We start from the raw sequence: 18,759 nt of genomic DNA, 5'->3' as shown, positions 1-18,759 counted from the left end.
CTGCGCACTCGTCAACGACGACGCGGTACCACCCACACGAACCATCCCCGGATCTCGAACCGACTAATCAGTCCAAGAACCGGGGACCAGTCCACAGCTGGCACCGGGCCTCCCGTCCGTTCGTGGCCTGGCCCTCAGGCCGGCATCGCGACGACGCCGAACACCTCGCCCTGGGGGCCGAGCACGATCGCCGAGCGCCCGAACGGGCTGTCGAACGGTTCCATCAGGGCGGTCCCGCCCCGCTGGACGGCCAAGTCGACGGTCCCGTCGGTGTCGTCCGAGCCGAACCACGTCAACCAGTACGCCGGGACGCCCTCCGGCAGGCCGCCTGGTGGCGCGAAGACGCCGGCGACCGGGTCGGCCTCGGCGGGCGCTCCGGGCAGCTTCGCCGAGGCGTAGGGCTCCGACGGATCGCCGAACACGTCGTACGACCAGCCGAACAGGGCCGTGTAGAAGGCCTTCGCCGCCTCGGCGTCGCGCGTGTGCACCTCGGCCCAGCACGGAGCATCGGGCTCGTTGACCCGACCGGAGCCGTCGTGCGCCCCTGCCTGCCAGAGTCCCACGACCGCACCCGTCGGGTCGGCGGCGATCGCCATCCGACCGGCATCGAGCACGTCGAACGCGGGTGTCAGGACGCTGCCGCCTGCGGTGATGACGCGAGCGGTGATGGCATCGACGTCGTCGGTGGCGAGGTACGCCGTCCAGCTCGGCGGCTGTCCCTCGCCCGTGAGCGGACCGATCCCGGCCACCGGGCGGCCACCGAGGAGCGCCGTGACGTACCCGCCGGCCTCAGCGGGGCCGTCCTCGACGTGCCACCCGAACACCTCGGTGTAGAAGGTGCGGGCCGCGTCCACGTCGGGCACACCCAGGTCGGACCAGCAGGGCGTGCCCTCGGTCCAGCGACCATCGTGTTCGGACATGCAACATCCTTTCCTCTGACCGGACGGTACCGGTGGTCACGATCCTAGGACCGCTGTCCGTCGTCCGAGCCGGTCGGTAGGGTCGAAGCATGAGCGAAGAGCGTCCCGTCCGCCAGCAGACCGCCGTCGACCACGTGGCCGAGGGATGGGTCGCCACCCTCGTCGACCTCGACCCGACGACGGCCACGTACATCGGTGTGCCGGGTCGCACCGGGGAGTACGGCGACACCTCGCCCGCCGGCGCGGCCGCCCTGGCCGACGCGGCACGGGCCGCGAAGCGCACGCTCGACGCCGCGGCCGTGGTGGACCCCGTCGACGAGGTCACGAAGGCGGACCTCGGTGCCGAACTCGACCTGGTGCAGGAGTCGTACGCGCGGAAGCTGCACCTCCGCGACCTCAACGTGATCGCGAGCCCGGCCCAGTCGGTCCGCGAGATCATCGACCTGATGCCGACGGCGACCGAGTCGGACTGGCACGACGTCGCCAGCCGACTGCACGCGTTGCCGGACGCGCTCGAGGGCATCCGCGAGACCCTGCTCGAGGGCACGCGCGAGGACGTGACCCCGGCGAAGCGGCAGGTCGCCCTGGTCGCGGAGCAGGCCGCCCGCAACGGTGCCGAGGACGGCTTCTTCCGCCGGCTCGCCGAGGGTGCGGCGTTCGACGACGGCTCTCCCGTGCCGGACTCGCTCCGTGCCGAGCTGACCCGCGGGGCCGAGGTCGCGTCGGCCGCGTACCGGAGCCTCGGGCAGTTCCTCGAGCACGAGCTGCTGCCGCTCGCCACCCCGGTCGACGCCGTCGGGCGCGAGGCCTACGAGCTGCACTCCCGCCGGTTCCTCGGTGCCGTCGTCGACCTCGACGAGACGTACGAGTGGGGCCTCGAGGAACTCGCACGCATGCGCGACGAGCAGGAGCGGATCGCGGACCGGATCGAACCGGGTGCGAGCGTGGCCCGGGCGATCGAGGTGCTGGACACCGACCAGTCGCGGATCCTGCACGGCACGGACGCCCTGCAGCGCTGGATGCAGGAGACGAGCGACGCCTCCGTCGCGGCGATGGCCGGCACGTACTTCGACATCCCGGACCCGATCCGCCGGCTGGAGTGCCGCATCGCCCCGACGCAGGAGGGCGGCATCTACTACAGCGGGCCGTCCGACGACTTCTCGCGCGCGGGCCGGATGTGGTGGTCGGTGCCCGAGGGCGTCACCGAGTTCGGCACCTGGCGCGAGAAGACGACGGTCTACCACGAGGGCGTCCCCGGCCACCACCTGCAGATCAGCCAGGGCGTCTACAACCGCGGCGAGCTGAACACGTGGCGCCGCCAGCTGTCCGGCTCGTCCGGGCACGTCGAGGGCTGGGCGCTCTACGCCGAGCGCCTGATGGAGCAGCTCGGGTTCCTCGACGACGACGGCGACCGGCTGGGCATGCTCGACGGCCAGCGCATGCGTGCCGCCCGCGTGGTGCTCGACATCGGCGTGCACCTGCAGAAGACGAACCCGGACGGCGGCGGCTGGACGTGGGAGTACGCCCTCGACTTCATGCGCGAGAACGTGAACATGGACGACGCCTTCGTGCAGTTCGAGGTCGCGCGGTACTTCGGGTGGCCCGGACAAGCGCCGTCGTACAAGGTGGGCCAGCGCGTGTGGGAGTCGATCCGCGACGAGGTCGCCGCCCGCGAAGGCGCCGACTTCGACCTGAAGTCGTTCCACCGTCGTGCGCTCGCCCTCGGCAGCATCGGTCTCGACACGCTGCGGAGCGCGCTGCTCGGCTGACGCGCGGGTGACACGCCCGGTTGTGGGGGCTCCGCCGGTGCGGTTAGACTTGTGCGGCGCAATCCGCGCCACTCAATCAATCGCCACGGCGGAGCACCCCGGGGGTCTCGACTCCCCGCACGCCACGGCCCGACTCATGTCCGTTCGGAGCAATCTCTACATGACAACCACTACGACCAAGGCTCCTAAGCAGGTCGCCATCAACGACATCGGTTCGGCTGATGACTTCCTGGCCGAGGTCGAGAAGACCCTGAAGTTCTTCAACGACGGTGATCTCATCTCCGGCACCGTCGTGAAGATCGACCGCGACGAGGTCCTCCTCGACGTCGGTTACAAGACCGAGGGCGTCATCCCCTCGCGCGAGCTCTCGATCAAGCACGACGTCGACCCCAACGAGGTCGTCAAGGTCGGCGACGAGGTCGAGGCCCTGGTCCTCCAGAAGGAGGACAAGGAAGGCCGCCTCATCCTGTCCAAGAAGCGTGCGCAGTACGAGCGCGCATGGGGCGACGTCGAGAAGATCAAGGAGTCCGACGGCGTCGTGACCGGCACGGTCATCGAGGTCGTCAAGGGTGGCCTGATCGTCGACATCGGTCTCCGCGGCTTCCTCCCCGCCTCGCTCATCGAGCTCCGTCGCGTCCGCGACCTCACGCCGTACCTCGGCCAGGAGATCGAGGCGAAGATCCTCGAGCTCGACAAGAACCGCAACAACGTGGTCCTGTCGCGCCGTGCGCTCCTCGAGCAGACGCAGTCCGAGTCCCGGACCACGTTCCTCAACAACCTGCACAAGGGCCAGGTCCGCAAGGGCATCGTGTCCTCGATCGTCAACTTCGGTGCGTTCGTGGACCTCGGTGGCGTCGACGGTCTCGTCCACGTCTCCGAGCTCAGCTGGAAGCACATCGAGCACGCCAGCGAGGTCGTCGAGGTCGGTCAGGAAGTCACCGTCGAGATCCTCGAGGTCGACCTGGACCGTGAGCGCGTGTCGCTCTCGCTCAAGGCGACGCAGGAGGACCCGTGGCAGGTCTTCGCCCGCACCCACGCGATCGGTCAGATCGCACCGGGCAAGGTCACGAAGCTCGTCCCGTTCGGTGCCTTCGTCCGCGTTGCCGACGGCATCGAGGGCCTGGTGCACATCTCCGAGCTCTCGAACAAGCACGTCGAGCTCGCCGAGCAGGTCGTCTCGGTCAACGACGAGGTCTTCGTCAAGATCATCGACATCGACCTCGACCGTCGCCGCATCTCGCTCAGCCTCAAGCAGGCGAACGAGGGCGTGGACCCCGAGGGCACCGAGTTCGACCCGGCGCTCTACGGCATGCCGACCGAGTACGACGACAAGGGTGACTACAAGTACCCGGACGGCTTCGACCCGGAGACGAACGAGTGGCTCGAGGGCTACGACACCCAGCGCACCGAGTGGGAGGGCCAGTACGCGGCCGCCCAGGGTCGTTGGGAAGCCCACAAGGCGCAGGTCGCGAAGACCATCGCCGACGAGGAAAAGGGTGGCTTCGACCTCCCGGCCGGCGCCTCGACGTCGTCCGCTTCCTCTTCGTCGTCGTTCTCGAGCGAGACCGGTGGCGCAAGCCCCCTCGCCGACGACGCTTCGCTGGCGGCGCTCCGCGAGAAGCTCAGCTCGACCAACTGATCGAGCGAGTCGCACTGACCGGAAGCCCGGCATCCCCCAGGGGGTGCCGGGCTTCCGGCGTTTCCACGCTGCGGGTCGTTAGCCTGTCGCAGTGCGCATCATCGGTCTCACGGGCGGCATCGCCGCGGGCAAGTCGACGGTCTCCAAGCGGTGGGCGGAGCACGGCGGCGTCGTCGTCGACGCCGACCGGCTGGCGCGGGACGCCGTCGCACCCGGCAGCCCCGGGCTCGCGCAGGTCGCCGAGCGGTTCGGCTCCTCGGTGATCACGGCCGACGGCGCGCTCGACCGTCCCGCGCTCGGAGCGATCGTGTTCTCCGACCCCGCGGCACGCAAGGACCTCGAGGCGATAACCCACCCCGAGGTCTGGCGGCTCGCCCAGCGTGCCTTCGACGCGGCTGAGGCCGTCGACCCGGACGCGGTCGTCGTGTACGACGTGCCCCTGCTCGCCGAGGCCCGCGGATCCCGCCCGCTCCGGTTCGATGCGGTCGTGGTCGTGGACGCCCCCGCTGCGCAGCGCATCGAGCGGCTGGTGGAGCACCGTGCCATGGAACGCGACGAGGCCGAGCGCCGGGTGGCCGCACAGGCGAGCGACGCCGACCGACTCGCACTCGCCAACCACGTCGTCGACGCGACGGGCACCCTCGACCAGACGATCCGATCGGCCGACGAGGTGTGGTCGCGGATCACCTCGTGAAGCACCGTCTGCTGCTCGTCCTCGCCGCGATCGTGCTCGTCGCGATCGGCGGCGGTGCGCTGGTGGCAGCGAACCTGCTCGGTGCGCAGCGCATCGAGGACGAGGGCCGCGTCCCCACGATCGACCGCTCGCACGCCGACGAGCCACCGTCGGGCGACGAGCGCGGACCCGAGGGGGAGTTCCACCGCTTCCGGCTCGGCACCGTGGGCGGCGAGCGGCTCACCCCGAACCGCGACGACTTCGCCGCCCGCACCTCGGCGGACGGCCCCCTGCTGCTGTTCCTGCCCGCGACGAGGTCGCGCCCGGCGGAGTACCAGCGGTTCCTCGGGCAGGCCCTGGCGGACGGGTACCACGTGCTCGGGCTGGACTACTGGAACCTCGGTCGCACCCTGTCCGGCACGTGCGAGTCCGACGCCCGCTGCTACGGCATGGTGCAGCGCAACCGGTTCGACGGCACCCGTCAGTCCGAGCTCAGTTCGGTGACGCCCGCCGGGTCGATCGTGTCGCGCTTCCGTGACGCGGTGGCCTACCTCGACGACCACGACCCCGACGGCGGGTGGGGCCGCTTCGTGCAGGGTGACGACGACATCGCCTGGCAGGACATCGTCGTGGCCGGACACTCCCAGGGCGGCGGCGAGGCGGCGTACATCGCGCACATCCGGTCCGTCCGCGGCGCGCTGATGTTCTCGTCGCCCGTCGAGTCACGGGGGCCGTCGCACGCGGCGTGGATGAACCGTCCCGGCAAGACCCCCGTGGCCCGGATGTACGCCGTCGACGACGTCCGCGACACCTTCGGCCCGCGGATCACCGGGTCGTGGCGGGTCCTCGGGCTCGACGGCGTCGACGGCCCGTTCCGGACGGACACCGATCCACCGCTCGCCGGCGCGGACCCGCACGCGATCCTGACCGACGTCCGGGGCCGGGGGAAGGCGCACTCGTTCATCATCAAGGACTCCACGCCGCTCGGACCGGATGGGGAACCCCGGATGACCGCGCTCTGGCAGTGGATGCTGCACCGGTTCCCCTCTGACGGCTCATAGGCTCGCGCAATAGCCTCTGCTGGTGCAGCCCGTCGACGGAGAACCCGACCTGCGCTCGCTCATCCGCGACCGCGCGGCGGAGAGCCCCGAGCGCCCCTACCTGGAGGACGCCCGTTCCGCGCGCGTCCTGACCTACCGAGCGCTCGAGGACGCCGTGACCGCCTGGTCCGCGACGTTCGACGCGATCGGCGTACCCGCCTCCGGAGCCGTCCTCGTCGACGTCGGCGATCCCCTCGCGTTCGCCGTGGTGCACCTGACCGCCGTGGCGACCGGGCGCCGTGCCGTCCCGGTGGACACCGGACAGCCGGCGACCGAGCCGGGCCGTCTCGCCGACCTGATCGGCGGGGCCTCGATCGTGGTGTCGGACCGCGCCGTGGACGGGACCGTCCCCGGAGTGCCCGCCAGCGGGATCGACGCGGCCACGTTCCTCCCGGCCGCCGTCCGTGACGGTGACGTGCCCACGCAGAGCCCGGACGCACCGGGCGAGGGGTCCGTGGTGCTCTTCACCTCCGGGTCGACCGGCGCTCCGAAGGGCGTCGAGCTGCCGGAGTCGCAGCTGCTGTTCGTCGCGCGGGCGGTCGCGCGGCACAACGGGTTGACCGGCCGCGACCGCGGGTTCAACTCGCTGCCGCTGTTCCACGTCAACGCCGAGGTCGTCGGCCTGCTGGCGACGCTCGTCGCCGGGGCGACGCTCGTGCTCGACGTGCGCTTCCGGCGGACCGGGTTCTGGGAACTGCTCGCCGAGCGGCGCATCACCTGGCTGAACGCGGTGCCGGCGATCCTCGCCGTGCTCGCGAAGACCGGGCCACTGGACTTCCCGGAGGGCCTCCGGTTCGTCCGGAGCGCTTCGGCACCGCTGCCGGACCCGGTGCGCACGGCACTCGGTGACGTCCCGCTCGTCGTGAGCTGGGGGATGACCGAAGGTGCGTCGCAGATCACCGCGACACCGCTGGACGCGCCTGCTCGCACCGGGACCGTCGGCGTGCCCGTCGGGTCCGAGGTGCAGGCACGCGACGAGGACGGCGCAGCCCTGCCCGCCGACGAGGTCGGTGCGCTGTGGGTGCGCGGCCCGGGGATCGTCGGGCGCTACCTGTTCGGGCGCGCGCCCGACCGCTTCGACGCCGACAACTGGCTGAGCACGGGAGATGTGGGGTCCGTCGCTGCGGACGGCTGGGTCTCGCTCGCCGGACGCTCCGACGACGTCATCAACCGCGGCGGCGAGAAGGTCTACCCCTCCGAGGTCGAGGACGTCCTGCTCGGCGACCCCCGGGTGCTCGAGGCCGTCGTGGTCGGGCGGCCGGACGACGTGCTCGGGGCCGTCCCGGTGGCGTACGTGATCCTGCAGCAAGACGCAGCCGACGCCGCTGGGCTCGTCGCCGACCTGACCGCGCGCGCCGAGGCCCACCTGACCCGCTTCCGCCGCCCCGTCGAGATCATCGTGGTCCCCGACCTGCCGCGCGCGCCCACCGGCAAGGTGCAGCGGGCGAAGGTGCGGACGATGGCGCAGCCGTCGTGACCGGCGCCCAGCCGCAGTCGCAGTCGCAGCCGCAGGCCCAGCCGCAGCCACAGCCACAGGTCCAGACCCCGACCCGCACCGCGGCGGGCAAGCCACGCCACCTGTACGAGGTCGACGTCCTCCGGATCCTGACCTTCGCCTGCGTCATCGGCGTGCACACCACCAGCCACACCGCCGCGTCCGACGACGTCGGCCTGAACGCGCTGCTCGCCCTGCTGCACTTCACCCGGCTCGTCTTCTTCTCGCTGACGGCGTTCGTGCTCGTCTACAGCTACACGCTGCGACCGCGGCCGATGGCGCAGTTCTGGCCGAAGCGGTTCCTGCTCGTCGGGGTGCCGTACCTGGCGTGGTCGTTCGTGTACGTCGGCTCGAGCTGGCTCCTCAGCAGCACCCGTCGGGGCGACGTGCCCGACCTGGTGCGCACCCTCGCCGAGGGCATCGTCACCGGCTCGTCCTGGTACCACCTGTACTTCCTGCTCGTGACCATGCAGGTGTACCTGTTGTTGCCGGTCATCGTGTGGCTGGTCCGGAAGACCCGCGGGCACCACGTCACGACGCTCGTCGTGGCGCTGGTGGTGCAGCTCGTCGTGTTCGCCGGGTACAAGTACTTCCCGGCGAGCGACGCCTGGCTGCACGGCTACCAGAAGCAGTTCTTCTTCTCGTACGTGTTCTTCATCGTCTCCGGGGCGATCGCCGCCGACCACGCCGACGCGTTCCTCCGGTTCATCCGGGTGCACCGCCGGGCCGTGCTCTGGGCCTTCGCCGGCGTCGGCGCACTGACGCTCGGCGTCTGGGCGCTCCAGGTCGCCCTCGGCCAGTCGCTCTACGCTGCCGGGACTCCGCTGCAACCGATCGAGGCCGTGTGGAGCACCGCGGTCTTCGTCGGCTTCCTGGCGATCGGTGCGCGCTGGGCGGATCGTCGGCGTCCTGGCAGCCCGGTCGCGCGCTTCGTCGACTACGCCTCGGACCGGTCGTTCGGGATCTTCCTGAGCCACCCGTTCCTCATCTGGATCCTGCTGTACGGCGACAGCTGGCTCGAGGCCGTGGTGCCGCGGCCGTGGCTGACGCTCGTCACGTACCTGCTCGTGGTGGCGCTGTCCGTGGCGGTCACCGAGGCGTTCCGGTGGACCCCGCTGAGCGTGCCGCTCACCGGCCGGCCGTCGCTCGCGTCCCGCGCCCAGCGTCAGGCGCGCGCCACCCGGCGCTGACCTGTCCGTTCCGGGCGTACCTGGTCGGTTCTCCCGACCAGGTACGCCCGTTCCTGCTCGCTGTGCGCGGCGGCGGATGCGCGTCGCGGCGGTGGACGCGCTGCGCGGCGGACGGGAGGCGCGGGTCGGCCTGGACCCGGGCCTCCCGTCCGGCGGTCGGGGACCACCAGGGCCGCGCGCACGCCCGCGGGTTCCGTTGCGGACAGCGGGATCGGGCGTACCTGGTCGTTCCTCTCGACCAGGTACGCCCGATCCGGCACGGCGTGCCGCTGACAGCGCGCGTCGCGGGTCAGACGGCGCGCTGCTCGGCGGCGGGGGTGCCGACCTCGAGGACGCCGTTCGTCGACGTGAGCCGCTGCGGCTTCATGAACCACGCGACGACCGCCGCGGCGCCGAGCAGCACGCACGACAGGGCGAACGGCAGCTGCCAGCCGGACGCGTCGATGAGCAGCCCGAAGACGATCGGGGAGACCACGCCGGCGATGCCGAAGCCGGTGTTCATGAAGCCGGACGCGGTGCCGGACCACTGCGGGGCGACGTCCATCGGGATCGCCCAGAGGTTCGCGTTGCAGAGCTCCAGGAAGAAGAACGACAGCGCGAGCGAGATCGTCGCGACGAGCAGGCCCTGCCCGATGACGAGCGGGATGAGGCAGACGAGCGACCCGCCGAGTCCGATCACCAGGACGGTCCGGCGGGCGTTCCGGGTGTTGCCGCCGCGGTGGATGATCCGGTCGCTGAGCATGCCGCCGACCGTGTCGCCGATGACGCCGGCGAGCAGGATGAGCGTGGTGAACAGCGCGAAGTCGCCGATCTCGAGCCCGTAGGTCGAGCTGAGGAACGTCGGCAGCCACGTGAGGAACACCCAGAGGGTCCAGCCGTAGCCGAAGTCGACGAAGGTCACCGGCAGGATCTGCCGCGCCATCTGCCGCCACGGCACCGGCGGGCGGGTCGCACGGGTCTCGACGGGCGGGAGCTCGTCGATCTCGACCTGCGTGATGCCCTTCGTGGACTCGGGCTTGTCGCGGAACCAGACGAACCAGACGATGCCCCAGGCGAAGGACAGGACCGCCGTGGCGAAGAACGCCCACCGCCAGCTGCCCGTCGAACCGATCACCCAGGCGACGAGCAGCGGGGCCAGCGCGTTGCCGAGCCGGGCCGCGGAGTGCACGACGCCCTGCGCGAAGCCGTTGCGGTCGCGGGGGATCCAGCGGGTCATGGCCTGGGTCGCGGTCGGGAACGCCGCGGCCTCGCTGAGCCCGAGGAGCGCCCGGGCCGCGAACAGGGTCCAGAAGCCGACCGCGAAGCCGGTCCACAGTGTCGCGACGCCCCACACCACGGTGATGACGAAGAGGGCCTTGCGCGGTCCGAACTTCTCGCTGATCGTGCCGCCGAAGACCTGCAGCAGCGCGTAGGGCAGTGAGAACGCGGACACGATCAGGCCCGCGGTGGCCTCGTTGAAGCCGAACTCCTCGGTGATGTGCGGCAGCGCCGTCGAGATGTTCGTCCGGTCGATGTACGAGATCGCGTACATGAAGCAGAGCAGGAGGAGCACTCGTCCGCGGATGCGACCGCGGAACGGGGTGCCCTTCGTCGGTGCGGCGGGGGTCGCCGTCGTCATGGGGCCTCTTCGGGTGTGGCTCGTGCTGGCTCGTCGGGGACGTGCGGAGCGATCGGGTTGCTGAACGGACCGGACGCTATGCCCGCTGGTTATCAGCGGACTTGGAGGCTGCTTGGCGAGGACAATACGCCGAGGGCGAGCAGGGGCGCTGGTGTCAGGGGTGCCGACTACCGTTGATGCCATGGGTGTTGCGATCGAACCGACCCGAGCGGTACGTCCGTTCGAGGTCATCAGCGAGTACACGCCGAGTGGCGACCAGCCAGCGGCCATCGCCGAGCTCGCCGGGCGCATCAACGCCGGTGAGACCGACGTCGTGCTGCTCGGTGCGACCGGTACGGGCAAGTCGGCGACGACCGCGTGGCTCATCGAGCAGGTGCAGCGGCCGACGCTCGTGCTCGCGCACAACAAGACCCTCGCCGCGCAGTTGGCGAACGAGTTCCGCAGTCTGATGCCGAACAACGCGGTCGAGTACTTCGTGTCGTACTACGACTACTACCAGCCCGAGGCGTACGTCCCGCAGACGGACACCTTCATCGAGAAGGACTCCTCGGTCAACGCCGAGGTCGAGCGGCTCCGGCACTCGACGACCAACTCGCTGCTCAGCCGGCGCGACGTCGTCGTGGTGTCGACGGTGTCCTGCATCTACGGCCTCGGCACACCCGAGCAGTACATGAACGCCTCGGTGGCCCTGCACGTCGGGCAGACGATCTCGCGCGACCAGCTCGTGCGCAAGTTCGTCTCGATGCAGTACCAGCGCAACGACGTCGACTTCGCCCGCGGTACCTTCCGCGTGCGCGGCGACACCATCGAGATCATCCCGATGTACGAAGAGCACGCCATCCGGATCGAGATGTTCGGCGACGAGGTCGAAGCGCTCTCGTCCCTGCACCCGCTCACCGGCAACGTGATCAACGACCTGCCCGCCGTGTCGATCTTCCCGGCGTCGCACTACGTCGCCGACACCGACGTCATGCACCGCGCCATCGTCGACATCAAGGCGGAGCTCGCCGAGCGCCTGGCCGAGCTCGAGGGACAGGGCAAGCTGCTCGAGGCCCAGCGGCTCCGCATGCGCACCACGTTCGACATCGAGATGATGGAGCAGATCGGCTTCTGCTCCGGCATCGAGAACTACTCGCGGCACATGGACGGCCGCGTCGCTGGCGAGGCACCGCACTGCCTCATCGACTACTTCCCCGACGACTTCCTCATCGTCATCGACGAGTCGCACGTCACCGTGCCGCAGATCGGTGCGATGTACGAAGGCGACGCCTCGCGCAAGCGCACCCTGGTCGACCACGGGTTCCGGCTGCCGAGCGCCCTCGACAACCGTCCACTGCGGTTCGAGGAGTTCCTCGACCGCGTCGGGCAGAAGGTCTTCCTGTCGGCGACGCCCGGTCGGTACGAGCTCGGCATCACTGACAGCGTCGTCGAGCAGATCATCCGTCCGACCGGCCTGGTCGACCCCGAGATCGTGGTGAAGCCGAGCGACGGCCAGATCGACGACCTGCTCGAGGAGATCAAGCAGCGCGTCGACAAGGACGAGCGCGTGCTCGTCACGACCCTGACGAAGCGCATGGCGGAAGAGTTGACCGACTTCCTCGGCAACGCCGGTGTGCGGGTGCGGTACCTGCACTCCGACGTCGACACGCTCAAGCGCGTCGAGCTCCTGACCGAACTGCGACAGGGCGTCTACGACGTGCTCGTCGGCATCAACCTGCTGCGAGAAGGCCTCGACCTACCCGAGGTGTCCCTGGTGGCCATCCTCGACGCCGACAAGGAAGGCTTCCTGCGGTCGTCCACGTCGCTCATCCAGACGATCGGTCGCGCGGCCCGCAACGTGTCGGGCCAGGTGCTCATGTACGCCGACAAGATGACCGACTCGATGAAGACCGCGATCGAGGAGACCGATCGTCGTCGCGAGAAGCAGGTCGCGTACAACCTGGAGCGCGGCATCGACCCGCAGCCGCTCCGCAAGAAGATCGCCGACATCACCGAGGTGCTGCAGCGCGAGAACGACGACACCAAGGCGCTGCTGCAGGGTCGTCCCGGTGCCGACGGTCGCCGCTCGCCCACGCCCAACCTGAAGCGCGGCGGCATCGCGGGCGAGGGCGCGACCCAGCTCGAGGCGACGATCGGCGACCTCAACGACCAGATGCTGCAGGCCGCGGCCGAGCTGAAGTTCGAGCTCGCCGCGCGACTCCGCGACGAGGTGCAGGACCTGAAGAAGGCGCTGCGGCAGATGGAGTCGGCCGGGCATGTCAGCTGACGGTCGTCGCACGGTCGTCGTAACCGGGGCGAGCGCGGGCCTCGGGTACCACGCGGCAGAGCAGCTGGCCGCGTCGGGGCACCGGGTCGTGCTCGCCACCCGCGACCGGGGTCGGGCCGCAGCGGCGGAGCAGAGCATCCGGCGGCACGTGGACGGGGCGTCGTTGGCGCACGTCCACCTCGATCTCGCCGACCTCGACTCCGTCCGTGTCGCCGCCGACGAGCTCGCGGCCCTCGAACCGGACGGCGTCGACGCGATCGTGAACAACGCCGGCGTCGTCGGGGCCTCGACCCCGAGCGCCACCGCACAGGGCACCGAGCTGCAGATCGGCACGAACCACCTGGGGCACTTCGCCTGGACGGCGCTGACGATGCCGCTGCTCGAACAGCGTGGCGGTCGCGTCGTGCACCTCGGGTCGATCGCACACCGGTGGGCCAGCCTCGACACGGGCGACCCGTTCCGCGTCGGCCACTACTCCAGCTACCGGCAGTACGGCCGCAGCAAGCTCGCGGTGATGCTGTTCGGCTTCGAACTCGCCCAGCGGTTGGCGGATGCGGGTTCGTCCGTCGCCAGCGTGGTCGCGCACCCCGGGCTGTCGCTCGACGCGCTCTCGCCGGAGCGCCCGGACGTCGCACCGTCGCGCCCGGAACCCGCGTGGACTCGTCCGGCGCAGCGGCTGTACGCCCAGGGCAAGGACGCCGGTGCCGAGCCCCTCGTGCACGCTGCGGTCGCCGCGGACGTGCGCTCGGGGGAGTACTGGGGACCGGCCGGGTGGATGCAGCTGCGCGGACCCGCAGCCGTGGTCCGTGCCGAGCCGCGCGCCCACGACCGGACCGCCGCTGCGCGTCTCTGGACGGCCAGCGAGCGTCGTTCCGGGGCCGCGTTCGCTCTCGACGCACTCGTCTGACCACCGACTCGCGGGCGGATGTCGGACCCCTTTCGTAGAATCGACGGCGATGACAATCACCTCTGACCGCGGCACCGCGACCTCGGGCCGGAACGCCTTCGGCGAGCCGACCGACCCCCACCTCCCCGGCGTGACCGTCCCGACCGGCTCCTCGACGCTCAGCGTCCGCGGGGCCCGGGTGCACAACCTCCGGAACGTCGACCTCGAGATCCCCCGTGACTCCCTCGTGGTGTTCACCGGCCTGTCCGGATCCGGCAAGTCGTCGCTGGCCTTCGACACGATCTTCGCCGAGGGCCAGCGACGCTACGTCGAGTCCCTGTCCGCGTACGCCAGGCAGTTCCTCGGCCAGGTCGACCGGCCCGACGTCGACTTCATCGAAGGGCTGTCGCCCGCGGTGTCGATCGACCAGAAGTCGACGAACCGCAACCCGCGGTCGACGGTGGGCACGATCACCGAGGTCTACGACTACATGCGTCTGCTCTGGGCGCGCATCGGGGTGCCGCACTGCCCGACGTGCGGCGAGGTCATCAGCAAGCAGACCGTGCAGCAGATCGCCGACCAGCTCATGGAGTTCGAGTCCGGCACGCGCTTCCAGGTGCTCGCCCCGGTCATCTCCAAGAAGAAGGGCGAGTTCGTCGACCTCTTCCAGGAACTCGCGGCGTCCGGCTACGCCCGCGCGATCGTCGACGGTGAGCGCATCCAGCTCAGCGAACCGCCGAAGCTCAAGAAGCAGGTCAAGCACGACATCTCGGTGATCGTCGACCGTCTGGTGTCGAACGAGGACATCCTCGGTCGGCTCACCGACTCGCTCGAGACGGCACTGCGCCTGACCGGTGGCACCGTCGGCATCGACCTGGTCGACCACGACGGACCCGGCGCCGTGCGCACCTACTCCGAGAACCTGTCCTGCCCGAACAACCACCCGCTCGCGCTGACCGAGATCGAGCCCCGCACGTTCTCGTTCAACGCGCCGTTCGGCGCCTGCCCGGAGTGCTCCGGGCTCGGCACGCGCATGTCGGTGGACCCGGACCTGGTGCTCGGCGACCCCGATGCCTCGCTGCGCGACGGCGTCCTGCTGCCCTGGACCGGAGCGAGCGGGCTGTACTCGTACTTCGAGAAGCTCCTCGCCGGCCTCGGCAAGGACCTCGGGTTCACGCTCGACACCCCGTGGAGCCAGCTCGACGCCTCGGTGCAGGCCGCGATCCTGACGGGCAAGGACTTCCAGGTGTCGGTCTCCTGGCGCAACCGCTTCGGCCGCGAGATGCGCTACACCAGCGGGTTCGAGGGCGTCATGCCCTACATCGAGCGCAAGTTCGCCGAGGCCGAGTCGGACTCGCAGCGCCAGCGCTTCCAGGGCTACCTGCGCGAGGTCCCGTGCCCGGTGTGCGAGGGCACACGCCTCAAGCCCGAGGTCCTGGCGGTCACGGTCGACGGCCGCAGCATCGCCGACGTCACCGACATGTCCCTCGACAACGCGTACGCGTTCATGGACACCCTGACGCTCACCGACCGCGAAGCGCACATCGCCGCGGCGGTCCTGCGCGAGATCCGGGCGCGCCTCGAGTTCCTGCTCGAGGTCGGCCTGAACTACCTGACCCTGGCGCGCGGCGCCGGCGGGCTCTCCGGTGGCGAAGCACAGCGCATCCGTCTCGCGACGCAGATCGGGTCCGGCCTGACCGGCGTGCTGTACGTGCTCGACGAGCCGAGCATCGGGCTGCACCAGCGGGACAACCGCCGCCTCATCGACACCCTGGTCAAGCTCAAGGACCTCGGCAACACGTTGATCGTCGTCGAGCACGACGAGGACACCATCCGCACGGCCGACTGGGTCGTCGACATCGGCCCCGGGGCCGGTGTCAACGGCGGCAACGTCGTGCACTCGGGCTCGTACGAGGGCATCATCGCGAACCGCGAGTCGGTGACGGGGGACTACCTCGCCGGCCGTCGTGCGATCGAGGTCCCCGCCGAGCGTCGCAAGGTCAACCTGAAGCGCACCATCAGCGTGCAGGGCGCACGGGCGAACAACCTCAAGACGATCGACGCCGACTTCCCGCTCGGGGTGTTCACCGCGGTGACCGGCGTGAGCGGGTCGGGCAAGTCCACCCTGGTCAACGACATCCTGTACAAGGTGCTCGCGAACCAGCTCAACGGCGCCCGGCACATCGCCGGCAAGCACACCCGCGTCAAGGGCCTCGACCAGCTGGACAAGGTCGTGCACGTCGACCAGGCCCCGATCGGCCGCACACCGCGGTCGAACCCGGCGACCTACACGGGCGTGTTCGACCGGATCCGTCAGCTGTTCGCCGAGACACCCGAGGCGAAGACCCGTGGCTACCAGCCCGGTCGGTTCAGCTTCAACGTCAAGGGCGGCCGGTGCGAGAACTGCTCCGGCGACGGCACGATCAAGATCGAGATGAACTTCCTGCCCGACGTCTACGTCGCGTGCGAGGTCTGCGGCGGCGCGCGCTACAACCGCGAGACGCTCCAGGTCCACTACAAGGGCAAGAGCATCTCCGAGGTCCTGGACATGCCGATCAGCGAGGCGGCCGAGTTCTTCGAACCGATCTCCGCGATCCACCGGTACATGGCGACGCTCGTCGACGTGGGCCTCGGGTACGTCCGTCTCGGCCAGAGCGCGACCACGCTCTCCGGCGGCGAGGCACAGCGCGTGAAGCTCGCCACCGAGCTGCAGCGCCGCTCGAACGGCCGGACCGTCTACGTGCTCGACGAGCCGACGACGGGTCTGCACTTCGAGGACGTCCGCAAGCTGCTCATCGTGCTGCAGAGCCTGGTCGACAAGGGCAACACCGTCATCACGATCGAGCACAACCTCGACGTGATCAAGTCGGCCGACTGGGTCATCGACATGGGCCCAGAGGGTGGCGCCGGCGGTGGTACGGTGCTCGCCACCGGCACCCCGGAGCACGTGGCCGACGTGCCGGAGAGCTTCACGGGCGTCTTCCTGCGGGAGATCTTCGACGCACAGGACGCCCGGGTCGGCAAGCAGCAGGCGGTGGAGGCCCGCACGGCGAGCCGACCGGGCAAGTCGACCAAGCAGAAGGCGGGTGCACGGTAGGTGGCGGACACCGTTCCGTGGCGCCCGAAGGCGGGGGAGATCCCGACCGACCCGGGCGTCTACCGCTGGCGTGACGAGGCCGGCCGGGTGCTCTACGTCGGCAAGGCGAAGAACCTCCGCGCCCGGCTGAGCAACTACTTCGCACCGCTGCCGACGCTGCACGAACGCACCCGGCGCATGGTGCTGACGGCCCGCAGCGTGGAGTGGACGACGGTCGGCTCCGAGATCGAGGCACTGCAGCTCGAGTACACCTGGATCAAGGAGTTCGACCCGCCGTTCAACGTCAAGTTCCGTGACGACAAGTCGTACCCGTACATGGCGATCACCATGGCGGACGAAGCCCCACGGGTGATGGTCACGCGGAACCGGAAGATCAAGGGCGCGAAGTACTTCGGGCCGTACCCGAAGATCTGGGCGGTGCACGACACCATCGACCTGATGATCAAGGTGTTCCCGATCCGCACCTGCTCGGACTCCTCGTACAAGCGCGCGATGCAGACGGGCAAGCCCTGCTTCCCCGGGCAGATCGGCAAGTGCGGCGGTCCCTGCTCGCAGCGCGTCACCATCGAGGAGCACCGTGCGCTCGTCGAGGAGTTCGTGCGGTTCATGAACAGCTACGACCGCCGGGTGATCACCGAGCTGCGTCAGCGCATGGGCGCCTCGGCCGACGCCATGCAGTACGAACAGGCCGCGAAGTTCCGCGACCAGGTCGAGGCGCTCGAGGCCGTGCTCGAGAAGTCCGCCGTGGTGCTCCGCGACTCGGTCGACCTCGACCTGTTCGGCATCGCCGAGGACGAACTCGCTGCCGCCGTCCAGCTGTTCTCGGTCCGTGGCGGGCGCATCCGCGGTGTCCGCGGGTGGGTCGTCGACAAGGAGCTCGACATCTCGACCGGTGACCTGGTCGAGCAGATCGTGCAGGGCGTCTACGCCGACAACGAGCTCACGCCAGCCGCCGTCGCCGAGGAACCCCCGCGCGAGGTCGTGGTGCCGACCCTGCCCGAGGACGCCGACGCACTGCAGCAGTGGCTCAGCGAACGACGGGGTGGCCGCGGCACGAAGCTCAGCACCGCGCAGCGCGGTGACCGTGCCGGCCTGGCCCGCACGGCCGCGCAGAACGCCGCCCAGGCGCTGATGCTCTACAAGACGAAGCGGTCCGCCGACTACACGACCCGCTCCGCCGCGCTGGCCGACATCCAGGACGCCCTCGGCATGACCGAGGCCCCGCTCCGCATGGAGTGCTACGACATCTCGCACCTGCAGGGCACGAACGTCGTGGCGTCGATGGTGGTGTTCGAGGACGGCCTGCCCCGCAAGGACCAGTACCGCCGCTACACGATCGCCGAGACCACCGACGACACCGACAGCATGTACCAGGTGCTCACCCGGCGTCTGGCGCGCCTCGACGAGGACGCCGACCTGCCGGACGTCCCCGACGTGACGAGCGCCGAGGTGGTCGAGGGCTCCAAGCCCTCGAAGCGGTTCGCCTACCGCCCGCAACTGCTCATCGTCGACGGTGGACAACCCCAGGTGCAGGCCGCCAAGCGCGCGCTGGACCAAGCCGGGGTGCGTGACATCGCGTTGGTCGGCATCGCGAAGCGTCTCGAGGAGCTCTGGCTGCCCGACGACGACTTCCCGGTGATCATGCCGCGCAACTCCGAGGCGCTCTTCCTCATCCAGCGCATCCGCGACGAGGCGCACCGATTCGCGATCACGCACCAGCGCACCCGCCGCAAGCGCGACGTTCGGTCCCGGCTGTCCGAGATCCCCGGGCTCGGGCCGTCGCGGGTGAACGCGCTGCTCAAGCACTTCGGGTCCGTGGCACGGCTGCGCGAGGCCACGGCCGACGAGATCAGCGAGGTCAACGGCGTCGGTCCGGCGACTGCCGCGGCGGTCGTCACGAAGCTGCAGCAGACCCCGACGAGCGCGCCGGCCACCAGCACGGCGAGTCCGACGAGCGCGCCGGACGCCGAGACGGACCCGACGGACACCGCGGACCCAGCGGACCCTGCACCGCTCCCAGGAGGGCCGGTGCGGGTCCCCGACGTGACCCACGACGGTCCGCAGCTGCCCACGTGACGCATCCCGTGCCTCCCGACACCTGTCGGG

General features: G+C 70.2%; 12 protein-coding genes. 10 read left to right on the top strand and 2 right to left on the bottom strand.

Annotated elements, in window-relative coordinates; translation table 11 throughout:
* Positions 1-134 precede the first annotated feature (134 nt).
* Positions 135-920: a VOC family protein gene (locus tag EDF48_RS12135; RefSeq protein WP_131880216.1), complete on the bottom strand. Its 786-nt coding sequence runs from the start codon at positions 918-920 to the stop codon at positions 135-137.
* A gap of 89 nt (positions 921-1,009) precedes the next feature.
* Between EDF48_RS12135 and EDF48_RS12130 the strand changes: the two genes are divergently transcribed.
* From EDF48_RS12130 to EDF48_RS12105, 6 genes are all read left to right on the top strand, one after another.
* Positions 1,010-2,689, top strand: coding sequence for a DUF885 domain-containing protein (locus tag EDF48_RS12130; protein ID WP_131880214.1), 1,680 nt, complete (start codon positions 1,010-1,012; stop codon positions 2,687-2,689).
* Between the two features lie 160 nt (positions 2,690-2,849).
* Complete coding sequence (gene rpsA, locus EDF48_RS12125) at positions 2,850-4,328, top strand: 30S ribosomal protein S1 (RefSeq protein ID WP_111083948.1); 1,479 nt, start codon at positions 2,850-2,852, stop codon at positions 4,326-4,328.
* Between the two features lie 91 nt (positions 4,329-4,419).
* Positions 4,420-5,022: a dephospho-CoA kinase gene (gene coaE, locus EDF48_RS12120; RefSeq protein WP_131880212.1), complete on the top strand. Its 603-nt coding sequence runs from the start codon at positions 4,420-4,422 to the stop codon at positions 5,020-5,022.
* Positions 5,019-6,062, top strand: coding sequence for a hypothetical protein (locus tag EDF48_RS12115; protein WP_131880210.1), 1,044 nt, complete (start codon positions 5,019-5,021; stop codon positions 6,060-6,062). Before coaE ends, EDF48_RS12115 begins: the two co-directional genes overlap by 4 nt.
* Before the next feature lie 22 nt (positions 6,063-6,084).
* The gene (locus EDF48_RS12110) at positions 6,085-7,578 is read left to right on the top strand and encodes an AMP-binding protein (RefSeq protein WP_131880208.1); all 1,494 of its coding nucleotides are present in this window, start codon (positions 6,085-6,087) and stop codon (positions 7,576-7,578) included.
* Positions 7,575-8,786, top strand: coding sequence for an acyltransferase (locus tag EDF48_RS12105; protein ID WP_131880206.1), 1,212 nt, complete (start codon positions 7,575-7,577; stop codon positions 8,784-8,786). Before EDF48_RS12110 ends, EDF48_RS12105 begins: the two co-directional genes overlap by 4 nt.
* 289 nt (positions 8,787-9,075) lie before the next feature.
* Here EDF48_RS12105 and EDF48_RS12100 read toward each other — a convergent pair whose 3' ends face one another.
* Positions 9,076-10,404, bottom strand: a complete 1,329-nt coding sequence (locus tag EDF48_RS12100; protein ID WP_131880204.1) for an MFS transporter — start codon at positions 10,402-10,404, stop codon at positions 9,076-9,078.
* 193 nt (positions 10,405-10,597) lie between these two features.
* Here EDF48_RS12100 and uvrB point away from each other — a divergent pair, with 193 nt between their 5' ends.
* From uvrB to uvrC, 4 genes are read left to right on the top strand one after another with little or no spacing between them, the layout of a single operon-like run.
* Positions 10,598-12,670, top strand: coding sequence for an excinuclease ABC subunit UvrB (gene uvrB, locus EDF48_RS12095; protein WP_111084166.1), 2,073 nt, complete (start codon positions 10,598-10,600; stop codon positions 12,668-12,670).
* The gene (locus EDF48_RS12090) at positions 12,660-13,577 is read left to right on the top strand and encodes an SDR family NAD(P)-dependent oxidoreductase (protein ID WP_131880202.1); all 918 of its coding nucleotides are present in this window, start codon (positions 12,660-12,662) and stop codon (positions 13,575-13,577) included. The genes uvrB and EDF48_RS12090 overlap by 11 nt, the downstream gene beginning before the upstream one ends.
* Before the next feature lie 49 nt (positions 13,578-13,626).
* Positions 13,627-16,653 (top strand): excinuclease ABC subunit UvrA, encoded by a 3,027-nt coding sequence (uvrA, locus tag EDF48_RS12085; protein WP_243698094.1) that lies wholly within the window; start codon positions 13,627-13,629, stop codon positions 16,651-16,653.
* A complete protein-coding gene (gene uvrC / locus EDF48_RS12080; protein WP_131880200.1) occupies positions 16,654-18,729 on the top strand; it encodes an excinuclease ABC subunit UvrC in 2,076 nt (691 codons plus the stop codon).
* Positions 18,730-18,759: the final 30 nt, after the last annotated feature.

It is taken from the genome of Curtobacterium sp. PhB191 (assembly GCF_004346515.1).
Classification (GTDB): Bacteria; Actinomycetota; Actinomycetes; order Actinomycetales; family Microbacteriaceae; genus Curtobacterium.
This window is presented reverse-complemented; position numbering and strand designations above follow the sequence as displayed.

What these genes read in the sequence shown, in the direction of transcription:
- EDF48_RS12135 (WP_131880216.1), bottom strand. Translation starts at nt 920, where the DNA reads ATGTCCGAACACGATGGTCGCTGGACCGAGGGCACGCCCTGCTGGTCC.
- EDF48_RS12130 (WP_131880214.1), top strand. Translation starts at nt 1,010, where the DNA reads ATGAGCGAAGAGCGTCCCGTCCGCCAGCAGACCGCCGTCGACCACGTG.
- rpsA (WP_111083948.1), top strand. Translation starts at nt 2,850, where the DNA reads ATGACAACCACTACGACCAAGGCTCCTAAGCAGGTCGCCATCAACGAC.
- EDF48_RS12100 (WP_131880204.1), bottom strand. Translation starts at nt 10,404, where the DNA reads ATGACGACGGCGACCCCCGCCGCACCGACGAAGGGCACCCCGTTCCGC.
- EDF48_RS12090 (WP_131880202.1), top strand. Translation starts at nt 12,660, where the DNA reads ATGTCAGCTGACGGTCGTCGCACGGTCGTCGTAACCGGGGCGAGCGCG.
- uvrA (WP_243698094.1), top strand. Translation starts at nt 13,627, where the DNA reads ATGACAATCACCTCTGACCGCGGCACCGCGACCTCGGGCCGGAACGCC.